The organism is Rhodococcus sp. NPDC060084, from assembly GCF_042730335.1.
In the GTDB taxonomy this organism is placed as follows: domain Bacteria; phylum Actinomycetota; class Actinomycetes; order Mycobacteriales; family Mycobacteriaceae; genus Rhodococcus.
Genome location: NZ_JBHWWX010000044.1, coordinates 1,658 through 13,731, shown reverse-complemented (window position 1 = coordinate 13,731; position 12,074 = coordinate 1,658). Strand labels below are relative to the sequence as shown.

13 protein-coding genes and 1 tRNA gene are annotated in these 12,074 nt (G+C 66.4%); 8 read left to right on the top strand and 6 right to left on the bottom strand.

The annotated features are described in order from the left end of the window. Positions 1-38: 38 nt before the first annotated feature. From ACFWBU_RS18410 to ACFWBU_RS18400, 3 genes are all read left to right on the top strand, one after another. The gene (locus tag ACFWBU_RS18410; RefSeq protein WP_378528932.1) at positions 39-545 is read left to right on the top strand and encodes a hypothetical protein; all 507 of its coding nucleotides are present in this window, start codon (positions 39-41) and stop codon (positions 543-545) included. 87 nt (positions 546-632) lie between these two features. Further along, positions 633-1,058, top strand: a complete 426-nt coding sequence (locus ACFWBU_RS18405) for a hypothetical protein (RefSeq protein ID WP_378528931.1) — start codon at positions 633-635, stop codon at positions 1,056-1,058. 40 nt (positions 1,059-1,098) lie between these two features. Next, positions 1,099-1,311: a DUF4287 domain-containing protein gene (locus tag ACFWBU_RS18400; protein ID WP_169651785.1), complete on the top strand. Its 213-nt coding sequence runs from the start codon at positions 1,099-1,101 to the stop codon at positions 1,309-1,311. An 18-nt stretch (positions 1,312-1,329) separates the two neighbouring features. Here ACFWBU_RS18400 and ACFWBU_RS18395 read toward each other — a convergent pair whose 3' ends face one another. From ACFWBU_RS18395 to ACFWBU_RS18370, 6 genes are all read right to left on the bottom strand, one after another. Beyond that, a complete protein-coding gene (locus ACFWBU_RS18395; RefSeq protein ID WP_378528930.1) occupies positions 1,330-2,004 on the bottom strand; it encodes a hypothetical protein in 675 nt (224 codons plus the stop codon). Continuing rightward, on the bottom strand, positions 2,001-2,636 hold the full coding sequence (locus ACFWBU_RS18390) for a hypothetical protein (RefSeq protein ID WP_378528929.1): 636 nt from the start codon (positions 2,634-2,636) through the stop codon (positions 2,001-2,003). The genes ACFWBU_RS18395 and ACFWBU_RS18390 overlap by 4 nt, the downstream gene beginning before the upstream one ends. A gap of 329 nt (positions 2,637-2,965) precedes the next feature. Further along, a complete protein-coding gene (locus ACFWBU_RS18385; RefSeq protein ID WP_378528928.1) occupies positions 2,966-3,598 on the bottom strand; it encodes a pyridoxamine 5'-phosphate oxidase family protein in 633 nt (210 codons plus the stop codon). Positions 3,599-3,688: 90 nt separating this feature from the next. Further along, a tRNA-Val gene (locus ACFWBU_RS18380) sits at positions 3,689-3,763 on the bottom strand. A 33-nt stretch (positions 3,764-3,796) separates the two neighbouring features. Further along, on the bottom strand, positions 3,797-4,261 hold the full coding sequence (locus tag ACFWBU_RS18375) for a peroxiredoxin (RefSeq protein ID WP_378528927.1): 465 nt from the start codon (positions 4,259-4,261) through the stop codon (positions 3,797-3,799). Positions 4,262-4,296: 35 nt separating this feature from the next. After that, on the bottom strand, positions 4,297-4,719 hold the full coding sequence (locus ACFWBU_RS18370; protein WP_169620248.1) for a DUF3052 domain-containing protein: 423 nt from the start codon (positions 4,717-4,719) through the stop codon (positions 4,297-4,299). Positions 4,720-5,065: 346 nt separating this feature from the next. On the opposite strand from ACFWBU_RS18370, the gene aceE reads away from it, so the two are divergent. From aceE to ACFWBU_RS18345, 5 genes are all read left to right on the top strand, one after another. Beyond that, the gene (gene aceE, locus ACFWBU_RS18365) at positions 5,066-7,915 is read left to right on the top strand and encodes a pyruvate dehydrogenase (acetyl-transferring), homodimeric type (protein ID WP_169620249.1); all 2,850 of its coding nucleotides are present in this window, start codon (positions 5,066-5,068) and stop codon (positions 7,913-7,915) included. A 61-nt stretch (positions 7,916-7,976) separates the two neighbouring features. Next, on the top strand, positions 7,977-9,290 hold the full coding sequence (locus ACFWBU_RS18360) for a PucR family transcriptional regulator (RefSeq protein WP_378528925.1): 1,314 nt from the start codon (positions 7,977-7,979) through the stop codon (positions 9,288-9,290). A gap of 128 nt (positions 9,291-9,418) precedes the next feature. Then, entirely contained in the window at positions 9,419-10,336 is a 918-nt protein-coding gene (locus ACFWBU_RS18355) for an ACP S-malonyltransferase (RefSeq protein ID WP_169620394.1), read from the top strand. Between the two features lie 114 nt (positions 10,337-10,450). Next, the gene (gene acpM / locus ACFWBU_RS18350) at positions 10,451-10,726 is read left to right on the top strand and encodes a meromycolate extension acyl carrier protein AcpM (protein ID WP_072699228.1); all 276 of its coding nucleotides are present in this window, start codon (positions 10,451-10,453) and stop codon (positions 10,724-10,726) included. An 8-nt stretch (positions 10,727-10,734) separates the two neighbouring features. Then, positions 10,735-11,976, top strand: coding sequence for a KasA/KasB family beta-ketoacyl-ACP synthase (locus ACFWBU_RS18345; protein ID WP_169651781.1), 1,242 nt, complete (start codon positions 10,735-10,737; stop codon positions 11,974-11,976). Positions 11,977-12,074 lie beyond the last annotated feature (98 nt).

The following is a 12,074-nucleotide window of genomic DNA, read 5'->3' as shown; positions in this document are numbered from 1 at the left end:
GAGCGTCGAAAACAACGTCAACACAAGGAGGATCGACCATGTCTGCAGTGCTCGAGGTCGTCGACAACGGAACCGTCATCGGTTTCGGTGTCGACGACATCATGAAGTATCACGGCCCGGGTTTTCCCGGTGGCGTCGCGCACGCCGTCAAGGTACTCGAACGTGCCCTGCCGGTTCTGAGCCCTGATGCACCGGCCGAGCGCCGCGAGATCTCGGCCGTCACCGCACACCGCGGCCCCGGGGTACGCGACACGTTCGAGGCCGTCACGCGCGGCGTCACCGAGGGCCGCTTCACCGTGGACCCGGCACTCGAACGCCCTGAGCGCGGAGCGACCCTCGAGCGGTACGTATTCGAACTCACCTACCGGGGAAAGACGGTCAGGCTCGAGATCCGTGAAGGGTTCGTCACCGACGAGTTCATCTCCCTCGGCCGCAAGGCCGACCGCACCCGTGCCGAGGACGAACGGCTGACGGTGCTCAAGCAGGAGATGGCAGACCGGCTGCTCTCCGCGCCGGCGGACGAGGTCTACGACATCGTCGGGTGACCAACCGTGTGATCGAGCGTGACGTGCCCGCCACCTTTCGTCGGTGGCGGGCACGCTCGTATGGCGGGCGGCCCGTACGGTGCACCCATGTCCCGTTTCTCACGCACGGCTCCGGTCCTGATCGCGGTGGCCGTGGCCTCGGCGTTGTCCTGGTTCGCGTGGCTCGGCTGGGAGACCGGCTACCGCGAACTGCCCGACGGCAGCGTGGAGGGACCGTATTCGGCCGTGCAGGTGATCGCATGCGCGGTGACGGTCGCGGCCGTCGTCGTCGCCGGATGCCTGGCTCTCCGTGGCTCACGAGGCGGCGCTGCCGCAGTGGTCCTCTCCGCGACGGGCGCCTTCGCGGTGATGTGGGCACTGGACGCGTCGTCCGACGACACCAGCGGACTGTGGGTCGTGGGCCTGGCGCTGCTGGTGTTCGGAACGACCGCGGGTCTGTCCGTGGTCGCGTTCCTCACTCTGCTGGTCCGGAGACGCCTGCTCCGCAACCGGTCCCGCACCGCAGGTGAGTGAACACCACGTGGGTGTCCGACCGGACTGCTAGCTTTCGGACATGGGTGAGAAGGTGCAGGGTCCGGAGTCGTACTTTCCGTCGATCGAGAAGAAGTACGGCCGGCCGATCGCGGAGTGGAAAGAACTCATCCGCGCGTCGGATCTGAGCAAACACTCCGAGTTGGTGAATTGGCTGAAGGCCGAACACGGTCTCGGTCACGGCCACGCCAACGCTCTTGTGGCGCATACCCGGAAAGAAGACGCCGCGACCTGAACTCGCCGGTGACCCCGTTCAGGTGTTGTCGACCCAGCGCAGCAACGCGTACAGGAAGCGGGTCGCGCCCGGCATGAAATTGCTGCCGTGGTGGTACATCGGGTCCAGCGTGGTCGCGATGATCCGGCCGGGAGTGGTGACGGTGTCCTCGTACAGCATCATGCCCGCGTCACGCGGAACACCTTCGGAGTCAGGCTCTTCCGACACCAGCAGGGGCACCACGTCGGCGTCGGTGTTGTAGATGCCGTGGTGATGCCAGATGACGGCTTTGGTCGTGAGGTACTGCCAGGACTCATGGTCGTGACTGCGGGTCCGGATCATCGGATCCTCTTTGGTCAGCCACCACCAGAAGTTCGTGGGTCGCGGTTCCCACGTCACACCGGGAAGCCACGTGTGGGCGCCGCTTTCACCGAGCGCGACCACGGTGCCACCACGTTCGGCCACGGAATAGAACTGTGCCGCGTTCTTGGCGACCAGGTCCGGGTGCAGCCGGTCGCCCACGACGACGGTGTCGTAGCAGTCCAGATCGCCGGGCAGCAGTTCGGGAAGGTAGAGGAAGTCCGGCTGGTGAGCGAGCACTGCGGGATCCTTCATCGTCTGGAGGTGAAAGTACGTGCCCCCGTGGACGATGGCGAGCCTGCGGACGCGCCTGGGTGCGCGGTCGGTACGAGTGAAGGGTTCGACGATCGTCATCGCTGCACCAGCCAATCTACGAGCTGGACGGCCAGCCGTGCGGAACTGTTCGGGTCGTTCTTCCATCCGAGGAGGTCGTTGCCGCCGTGGGCGAGAACCTGGCCTTTCCCGAGCGGGTAGACGTAGTCGAACGGAAGAGCGTGTCGTCCGATGCGGGTCGTGACGAGGGCGTCGTCCGGGATCTTGTCGATGTATCCACGGCCGTAGAATCCGGTCACGCCCTTACGGGTGCTCAGATCGACGGGTTCGACGCCCGCCCACACGGGATGCGGCTCGCCGAGGGTGATCGCCAGATCTTTCGGCCCGGTGTAGTCGAGCTTGCGCCATACCCCAAGTCCCGGAAGGAAGTCCGTGAGCGCGTGGCCCATCACCGCGATGCGGCCGCCGGAGGTGACGAAGTCCGTGAGCAGATCCTTGTTGCGCGCGAGGAAGATCTGGTCGACACCTCCGCCGAGGACGAGACCGCGCACCGCGGACAGGTCGATCTCGGGTAGGCGATAGATATCCACACGGGCCATGCGCGGGTCGTCGCTGGGGCCCTCGGTGCCCATGGTGACGTGCAGGACGGGTGCGGTGACGGGAGCGTGCCCATCGGGAGGCAGGGTGGCGGGTGAGCAATCGGCTTCTGGCACAGGACTCTTCCGGATCGGAGAGCGCAGGGCGCTCGGCGAGAGGTCATTAGTAAGGCAAGCCTACATTAACCAACTACGCCGGAATTCGTGCGGGGTCATCCCATCGCCGTTGTCCCTTTGCCGGCACCGTTCAGCCCCCGTCCAACGGGCGGTACACGGGCTGCCACATCGCGTCCTGCACGGCCTGTGTCAGGTTGTCGTGCTCGACCGTGGCGACCCGTCCTACATCACGGCGACTGAGCTACTCACTCGGGACTACGGCGCGCCCCGCCGACACACGCGCTTCGAGATCGCTCGGAGCCGACGACGGCACCCGACGCAGGTAGCCGTCAGAGCAGCGAGGCGACGGACCCCGGCAACGGAAGTGCGGGATTTGTGAGCGGTGACCGCTCCGGAACGCCGACGACGGTGCGCACGGGGACGACCCCGGCCCACACCGAACGGTCCTCGCCGTCCTCCGGGTCCTCGCCGGGACCGGCGGCGCGCACCTTGACGCTCACCTCGTCGAGCGGAAGTTCGAGCACCGTCGTCGCCGCGAGTTCCTTCGCGGTGAGGGGACGCACCTCGCCCCAGCGGCCGGGCATGAGGTGTTCGGTGACCGCCCGCAGCGCGTCCTGCTTGCCTTCGGCAGGCACAGGCACAGCACGCCCGAAGATCACCGCGCTGCGATAGTTCATGCTGCTGTCGAACGCCGATCGGGCGAACACGAGTCCGTCGAGGTGCGTCACCGCGACCGAGACGTCCAGTCCCTCCCGAGACGCGAGGAAGGCACCAGCGCCCGTCGAACCGTGCAGGAACAGCCGATTGCCTTCTCTGCCGAAGGCCATCGGTAACACGACCGGACAGCCGCGACGCACGAACGCGACGTGGGCCACGCGCGCCTCGTCGAGGAGGCGGCGCAGTACTGCCGGATCGTCGTCGCCGCGTTCGGGTTTGCGGGTCAGTCGTGTGCGTTCGGTCATGGCACCGATCGAAGCAGTGCGGCCGACACGAGAACAACCCAATTTCGTATGAGGCCAGTGCATGTGCATGCCCCCGGAGCATTCATACCTTGGTGGGCGCGGAGGGTTTCGAACCCCCGACCGCTGGTGTGTAAAACCAGAGCTCTACCACTGAGCTACACGCCCGCATCGTCGGCGGCCGAAGCCGCCGACGTCGCATCAGGACTCTAGCGCGGCCAGCGCTCTGACCCAAGCTCCCTGGTCACGGGGCTCTCCGGGCTGGTTCTCTTCCGCGAATTGCACGATGCCGCCCTTGTCGATGACGAACGTCCCACGATTCGCGAAACCGAACTTCTCGTTGAACACCCCGTACGCCTGAGCGACTTCACCGTGCGGCCAGAAGTCGGACAGCAACGGGAAGAGGTACCCCTGCTCGGCCGCCCAGATCTTGTGCGTGGGCGACGGCCCGACCGACACCGCGAGGATCGCGGTGTCGTCGTTGTCGAAGGTCGGCAGGTCGTCGCGCACGGCGCACAACTCGCCTTGGCACACCCCGGTGAACGCGAGGGGGTAGAAGATCAGCAGGACGTTCTTCTTGCCCCGGTAATCCGCGAGGGAGACTTCCTGGTTGTTCTGATCCTTGAGGGTGAAGTCGGGCGCCTCGGTGCCCACTGCGATCGCCATGTGGTGCTGGTCCTTCGTTCGGGGGAAAGGCCGGTTCAGCGACGCGGACGGCCGGTCTTCGGCTGCACGAGACGGCTGCCGATCCAGTCCCCGAGGTTGGCCGCCGAGGTCTGGGTCAAACCGGCGGTGGTGGCTGATTCGGCGATCTCACTGGGCTCCACGTGGTCGACGCGACCGTTCTTCGGGGTGAGAACCCAGACGACACCGTCGTCGGCGAGTGGGCTGACGGCATCCATCAAGGTGTCCACCAGGTCGCCGTCGCTCTCGCGCCACCACAGCAGCACGACATCGACGACTTCGTCGGACTCCTCGTCGAGGAGCTCGGTTCCGGTGACCTCTTCGATCGCCGACCTCAGCTCGTCGTCGGTGTCCTCGTCCCACCCGAGTTCCTGCACCACATGGTCGTGAGTGATACCGAGCTTGGAAACGTAGTTCTTGGCATCCGCCGCGGCGACCACGGTGGCTCCTCCTAAAAGTAGTGGTGCGCGAATCGCTTCGGCGTACCGGTGTGTGACGATCAATGGTCAAAGCGAACATGGTCGGAAGGCTCAACGCAACCCGAATCGCTGGGAAAGACCAAGAATCTTTCCCCGGACGCTACGCCGTCACCGTCGAGAAGCTCGGCTGCGGGACCGCCCGAGCACTCTCGTGTCCCGATCAGAGGGCATCTCGCATCTTCCGCCGCGGGATGGGGGAGAATGAGATCAGCATCATGTTCAGATGTCGATTGGGTCGGCCCCCACAAGAGCCGGCCTTCTGAATGGGCGCCCCACCTGCGCGTCCTACCACGATGAGGAGCAGACGTTGACAGACCTGATCCACGGACCCGACTCGCAGAAGGACGCCACACCAGGCTCCGCGGGAACGGGCCCCTCGAACGAGACGGCTTCGACCAAGGACAACCGTGTCCGGGTCATCCGCGAGGGCGTGGCTTCCTACCTGCCCGACATCGATCCGGCAGAAACCGACGAATGGCTCGAATCGTTCGACGGCATGCTCGAGGCTGCGGGCCCGACCCGCGCCCGTTACCTGCTGCTCCGCATGCTCGAGCGCGCGAACGAGCGCAAGGTGTCGCTTCCGGCGTTGACGTCCACCGACTACGTCAACACCATTCCCACGGAGAACGAGCCGTGGTTCCCCGGTGACGAAGAGGTCGAGCGCCGCTTCCGCGCCTACATCCGCTGGAACGCGGCGATCATGGTCACCCGCGCGCAGCGTCCCGGTGTCGGCGTCGGCGGGCACATCTCGACGTATGCGTCCTCCGCCGCCCTCTACGAGGTCGGTTTCAACCACTTCTTCCGTGGCAAGGATCACCCGGGCGGCGGCGATCAGGTCTTCATCCAGGGCCACGCCTCCCCCGGCATCTACGCCCGCGCGTATCTCGAAGGCCGGATTCCCGCGGAACAGCTCGACGGTTTCCGTCAGGAACACAGCCACGCCTCGCAGGGCGGCGGCCTGCCGTCGTACCCGCACCCGCGTCTGCTCCCGAACTTCTGGGAATTTCCGACGGTGTCGATGGGTCTCGGGCCCATGAACGCCATCTACCAGGCCCGGTTCAACCACTACCTGCACGACCGCGGAATCAAGGACACCTCCGACCAGCACGTGTGGGCGTTCCTCGGTGACGGCGAGATGGACGAGCCGGAGTCGCGGGGTCTCACACACGTGGCGGCCACCGAAGGTCTCGACAACCTGACGTTCGTCATCAACTGCAACCTGCAGCGTCTCGACGGGCCGGTCCGCGGCAACGGCAAGATCATTCAGGAACTCGAGTCGTTCTTCCGCGGAGCGGGCTGGAACGTGATCAAAGTCGTGTGGGGCCGCGAGTGGGATGCCCTGCTGCACGCCGACAAGGACGGCGCGCTCGTCAACCTCATGAACGTCACGCCGGACGGCGACTACCAGACGTACAAGGCGAACGACGGCGCGTTCGTCCGCGAGCATTTCTTCGGCCGCGACCCTCGCACCAAGGAACTGGTCAAGAACCTCAGCGACCAGGAGATCTGGAACCTCAAGCGCGGTGGCCACGACTACCGCAAGATCCACGCCGCCTACCGCGCCGCGTTGGACCACAAGGGCCAGCCCACCGTGATCCTCGCCCACACCATCAAGGGCTACACCCTGGGTAAGCACTTCGAGGGCCGCAACGCGACCCACCAGATGAAGAAGCTCACGCTCGAGGATCTCAAGTACTTCCGCGACCTCCAGCGCATCCCGATCTCGGACGCCGAGCTCGAGAAGAACCCGAAGATGCCGCCGTACTACCACCCCGGTTTCGACGCTCCCGAAATCGAGTACATGCTCGAGCGCCGGCGCGCTCTGGGCGGCTTCGTTCCGGAACGTCGCACCGCCGCCAAGCCTCTCGCGCTGCCGCCGGAGAAGACGTACGACGTCGTGCGTAAGGGCTCGGGCAAGCAGGAAGTCGCGACCACCATGGCCACGGTCCGCGTCCTGAAGGAACTGTTGCGCGACAAGGAGATCGGTAAGCGCATCGTGCCGATCATCCCGGACGAGGCCCGCACGTTCGGCATGGATTCGTGGTTCCCGTCGCTGAAGATCTACAACCGCAACGGCCAGCTCTACACCTCCGTCGACGCCGAACTGATGCTCGCCTACAAGGAGAGCGCCGCCGGCCAGATCCTGCACGAGGGCATCAACGAGGCCGGATCGGTCGCGTCGTTCACGGCTGTGGGTACGTCCTATGCCACGCAGGGCGAGCCGATGATCCCCGTCTACATCTTCTATTCGATGTTCGGGTTCCAGCGCACCGGCGACGGCCTGTGGGCCGCGGCCGACCAGATGGCACGCGGATTCCTGCTCGGCGCGACCGCCGGTCGCACCACCCTCACCGGTGAGGGCCTGCAGCACGCCGACGGGCATTCGCTGTTGCTCGCCTCGAGCAACCCGGCCGCAGTGACGTACGACCCGGCGTTCTCGTACGAGATCGCGCACATCTTCCGCGACGGTCTGCGCCGGATGTACGGCGGGACCGACGGTGTCGACGGGTTCGGCGGTGAGAACATCTTTTACTACATCACCGTGTACAACGAGCCGTACGCACAGCCTGCCGAACCCGAAGACCTCGATGTCGAGGGTCTTCTCAAGGGCGTGTATCTGTACAAGCGGGGTGCCGAGTCGGGCCCGAAGGCGCAGATCCTCGTCTCCGGCGTGATCATGCCCGAGGCGTTGCGCGCTCAGCAGATGCTCGAAGAGGAGTGGGGCGTGTCCGCCGACGTCTGGTCGGTCACCTCGTGGGGCGAGCTTCGCCGCGACGGTGTCGAGTGCGACCGCCAGGCGCTGCTCGATCCGGGCCGGGAACCGCAGGTTCCGTACGTGGCGTCCGTGCTCAACGACGCCGCCGGACCGTTCGTCGCGGTGTCCGACTGGATGCGTGCGGTGCCCGATCAGATCCGCAAGTGGGTTCCGGGCGACTACACCGTCCTCGGCGCCGACGGGTTCGGGTTCTCCGACACCCGCCCCGCCGCACGTCGGGTCTTCAATATCGATGCCGAGTCCACGGTGGTCGCGGTGCTCGAGGCGCTCGGCCGCGAGGGCACGATCGATCGTGCACGCGCGGTCGAGGCGGCGAAGAAGTACCGGATCGACGACGTGACGGCCGCACCGGAACAGACCTCGGACCCGGGCGTCGCCTGACTCACCCCGTCACGTGCGGTTCGGCCGCGGTGACCGGGTGACAGCCGGGTAGGTTCGTTGCATGGTCGACGAGCCCGCATCAGGTCGCAGAGCGCGGGTACCGGGCGCCCCACCGGGGCGTCCGGTACCTCCTGCCCGGCCCGACCGCGCGCCGCTTCCCGATGCGCTGCTGCGCCGCGTCAAGCAGTTCTCCGGTCGCATGTCGACCGAGGCCGTGCACGTCCTGCAGGAGCAGTTGCCGTTCTTCTCCGACCTCGACGCCTCGCAGCGCGCCACCGTGCAGTTGGTGATCCAGACGTCGGTGGTGGATTTTCTCGAGTGGGTGCGCAACCCCGAGACCGATCCGCGGTTCAGCCTCGACGCGTTCCAGATGATCCCGCAGGATCTGGCGAATCGGCTCACCCTTCTGCAGACGGTGGACATGGTGCGTGCCGCCATGGAGTTCTTCGAGCAGTGGCTGCCCGCACTGGCCCGCAACGAGGAGCAACTCGTCGCGCTTACCGAAGCCATCCTTCGGTACGGCCGCGAACTGGGGTTCGCGGCTGCGGCGGTCTATGCGACCGCCGCCGAGTCGCGCGGCGCGTGGGACACCCGGCTCGAAGCCCTGGTGGTCGATGCCGTGGTCCGCGGTGACACCGGTGCCGACATGCAGTCGCGTGCCGCGACCCTCAACTGGGACGCGACGGCACCCGCGACGGTCGTGGTGGGCACGCCACCGCCCGAAGAGGGCGTGTCGGTGGTGACGACGGTCCACGCGATCGCCCAGCGACACGGGCGCGCCGCCTTGGCTGTCGTGCAGGGCGAACGCCTGGTGATGGTCGTCAGCGGCGATCTGCACGGCGCCACCGAGGCGGCGGGCTTCCTCGACGAACTGATGCAGGCCTTCTCCGACGATCCCGTGGTGATCGGTCCGACGACTGCCACTCTCGGCGCGGCGCACGTCTCGGCGGTCGAGGCGCTCGCGGGGATGGAGGCCGTCGGTGGCTGGCCGGGGGCGCCCCGGCCGGTGCATGCGGCGGAACTGCTCCCGGAACGGGCTCTGCTCGGAGATCCGGCTGCGATCGTCGCTCTCGACGACTACATCGTTGCCCCTCTCGCGGCGGCGGGATCGTCGCTCTCCGACACTCTCGACGCGTATCTCGACAGCGGCGGGGCGGTCGAGTCGTGCGCCAGGAAGCTGTTTGTTCATCCAAATACCGTCCGGTATCGACTCAAGCGGATCACAGAAGTCACTGGGCGGGATCCCACAAATCCACGCGATGCGTACGTGTTGCGAATCGCGGCAACGGTGGGTCGTCTGGCTCGAAGCCATAACGAATTGAGATCTCCAGCACCACCAGTCACACGGTTCACAATCCGCGAATCGGACATGTAACACGGCGGGAGAGTCGGCCGATAGCCGACGCCCACGTGGGAATTTGTAAGATCCCTACAAATCCGGGCACAAGCTTTCATTCCCACCGACATCTCGCGACAGTGCGCTGAGGGTGTTCGCTGGTGCTCGTGATTGCGCTGCTTGCCCCCGGCCAGGGGTCCCAAACACCCGGCATGCTTGCTCCGTGGCTGGAGCAGGCCGGTGCCCGTGACCGCATTGCGCTGTGGTCGAAGGCATCCGGTCTCGACCTCGAGCGCCTCGGCACCGTTGCAACAGCAGACGAGATCACCGACACTTCCGTGACTCAGCCACTGGTCGTGGCGACCGCCCTGCTCGCCTTCGAGGAACTCGAACGCCTGGGTCTGGTACCCGGCGACGTGATCGTTGCCGGCCATTCAGTGGGCGAGTTGGCCGCCGCAGCGATGGCCGGCGTCATCAGCACCGACGAGGCCGTCGGACTCGCCGCGATCCGCGGACGCGAGATGGCGAAGGCGTGCGCGCTCGAGCCCACCGGTATGTCCGCCGTACTCGGCGGCGCAGAGGACGAGGTGCTCGCACGCCTGGAAGAACTCGACCTCACGCCCGCCAACATGAACGCCGCCGGTCAGATCGTCGCGGCCGGACGCCTCGAGGCACTCGCGGCACTCGCCGCGGACGCTCCCGCGAAAGCGCGCGTTCGTGCCCTGCCGGTCGCGGGCGCTTTCCACACCCGGTTCATGGCACCCGCGCAGGATGCGGTTGCCGCTGCCGCGGCGAAGATCGCCCCGAGCGATCCGACCCGCACCCTGTTGTCCAACTTCGACGGCGCACCGGTCACCTCGGGCGCCGAAGCGCTCGAACGACTCGCGGCGCAGGTCACCCGCCCCGTGCGCTGGGACCTGTGCACAGCACATCTGCGTTCCGCCCAGGTTTCCACGGTGGTGGAGCTTCCCCCCGCCGGCACGCTCGTGGGCATCGCCAAGCGCGAAATGCGCGGCACACCCACTGCTGCCCTCAAAACACCCGCGGACATCTCCGCTCTGGCCGAAACACTCGAACTCGGTTAGGTTGCTGCGCACCGTCGCGCAGCACGGGCACATCCGGGAAATTTCCGGGTCCGGCCGGAAACATTCGGCCGGTTTCACACGACATAGTCGGTACATCACGAAGGGAGCCACGACGTGGCCACTCAGGAAGAAATCATCGCCGGCCTCGCGGAGATCATCGAAGAAGTTACCGGCATCGAGCCCTCCGAGGTGACCGTCGACAAGTCCTTCGTCGACGACCTCGACATCGACTCGCTGTCCATGGTCGAGATCGCCGTGCAGACCGAAGACAAGTACGGCGTCAAGATCCCCGACGAGGACCTCGCCAGCCTCCGCACCGTCGGTGACGCCGTGAACTACATCCAGAAGCTCGAGGCCGAGGGCGTTCAGGCCACGAACGACAACGAGTGAGCCCAACCGTGACTTCCCCTTCTCCTCGGACATTGCGCAACGTCGTCGTCACGAGCCTCGCGGCTTCGACGTCGATCGCCGGCGATGTGGATGCCAGCTGGAAGGCACTCCTGGCCGGTGAGAGCGGGATCGGTGTGCTCGACGGCTTCGTCGACGAGTACAACCTCCCGGTCCGCATCGGCGGTCGGCTGAAGGTGAGCCCCGACGAGTCGCTCAGCCGGGTCGAGGTCCGGCGGATGAGCTTCGTCGAACGGCTGGCCCTCACTCTCGGCCGGACGGTCTGGGAGAACGCCGGAAGCCCGGACGTCGACAAGGACCGGCTCGCGGTCGTGATCGGCACCGGTCTCGGTGGCGGTGAGTCGCTGATCGACGCTGTCGACAAGCTGCGGGACGGCGGCTACCGCAAGGTGTCGCCGTTCGCGGTGCAGATGATCATGCCCAACGGACCGGCCGCCACGGTCGGTCTCGAACTCGGTGCCCGCGCCGGTGTCATCACACCGGTCTCGGCGTGCTCCTCGGGTTCCGAAGCAATCGCGAACGCGTTCCGCATGATCTCGAACGGTGATGCCGACATCGCCGTCGCCGGTGGTGTCGAAAGTCAGCTCGATGCGGTGGGTCTCGCCAGCTTCGCCATGATGCGGGCGTTGAGCACTCGCAACGACAACCCGCAGGGCGCCTCGCGGCCCTTCGACAAGGACCGCGACGGCTTCGTCTTCGGTGAGGCGGGCGCCTTGATGGTGCTCGAATCCGAAGAACACGCGAAAGCGCGCGGGGCGACGATCCATGCCCGGATCCTCGGCGCGGGTATCACCTCGGACGGGTACCACATCGTGGCACCGCATCCCGAGGGCACCGGAGCGGCCCGTGCGATGACGCGGGCCATCGAAAGCGCCGGCCTCACCAAGGCCGACATCGGGCACGTCAACGCACACGCGACGGCCACTCCGATCGGCGACATCGCCGAGGCGAAGGCCATCAACGCCGCAGTGGGCAATCATGCAGCGATCTATGCCCCGAAGTCCGCACTCGGACATTCGATCGGCGCGGTCGGTGCACTCGAAGCAGTACTTACGGTCCTGAGTCTGCGTGACGGAGTCATTCCGCCCACGCTGAATCTCGAAAACCAGGATCCAGAAATCGACCTGGACGTGGTCAAGGGTGAAGCCCGCTACGGACAGATCGACTTCGCGCTGAACAACTCGTTCGGTTTCGGTGGGCACAACGTGGCACTCGCGTTCGGTCGGGCCTGACCCGACACGCTCGTCCCACCGTTGCGGTGGGGGGGCCCCCGCGCCCCCCCCCCGGCCCCCCCCCCCCCCCCGCGCCCGCGGCGCCCGCGCAGAACAAA

Bases quoted from the DNA above. Each gene is read 5' to 3' on its own strand.
- ACFWBU_RS18405 (WP_378528931.1), top strand. From the start codon at position 633: ATGTCCCGTTTCTCACGCACGGCTCCGGTCCTGATCGCGGTGGCCGTG.
- ACFWBU_RS18395 (WP_378528930.1), bottom strand. From the start codon at position 2,004: ATGACGATCGTCGAACCCTTCACTCGTACCGACCGCGCACCCAGGCGC.
- ACFWBU_RS18400 (WP_169651785.1), top strand. From the start codon at position 1,099: ATGGGTGAGAAGGTGCAGGGTCCGGAGTCGTACTTTCCGTCGATCGAG.
- ACFWBU_RS18375 (WP_378528927.1), bottom strand. From the start codon at position 4,261: ATGGCGATCGCAGTGGGCACCGAGGCGCCCGACTTCACCCTCAAGGAT.
- ACFWBU_RS18360 (WP_378528925.1), top strand. From the start codon at position 7,977: ATGGTCGACGAGCCCGCATCAGGTCGCAGAGCGCGGGTACCGGGCGCC.
- ACFWBU_RS18410 (WP_378528932.1), top strand. From the start codon at position 39: ATGTCTGCAGTGCTCGAGGTCGTCGACAACGGAACCGTCATCGGTTTC.
- ACFWBU_RS18385 (WP_378528928.1), bottom strand. From the start codon at position 3,598: ATGACCGAACGCACACGACTGACCCGCAAACCCGAACGCGGCGACGAC.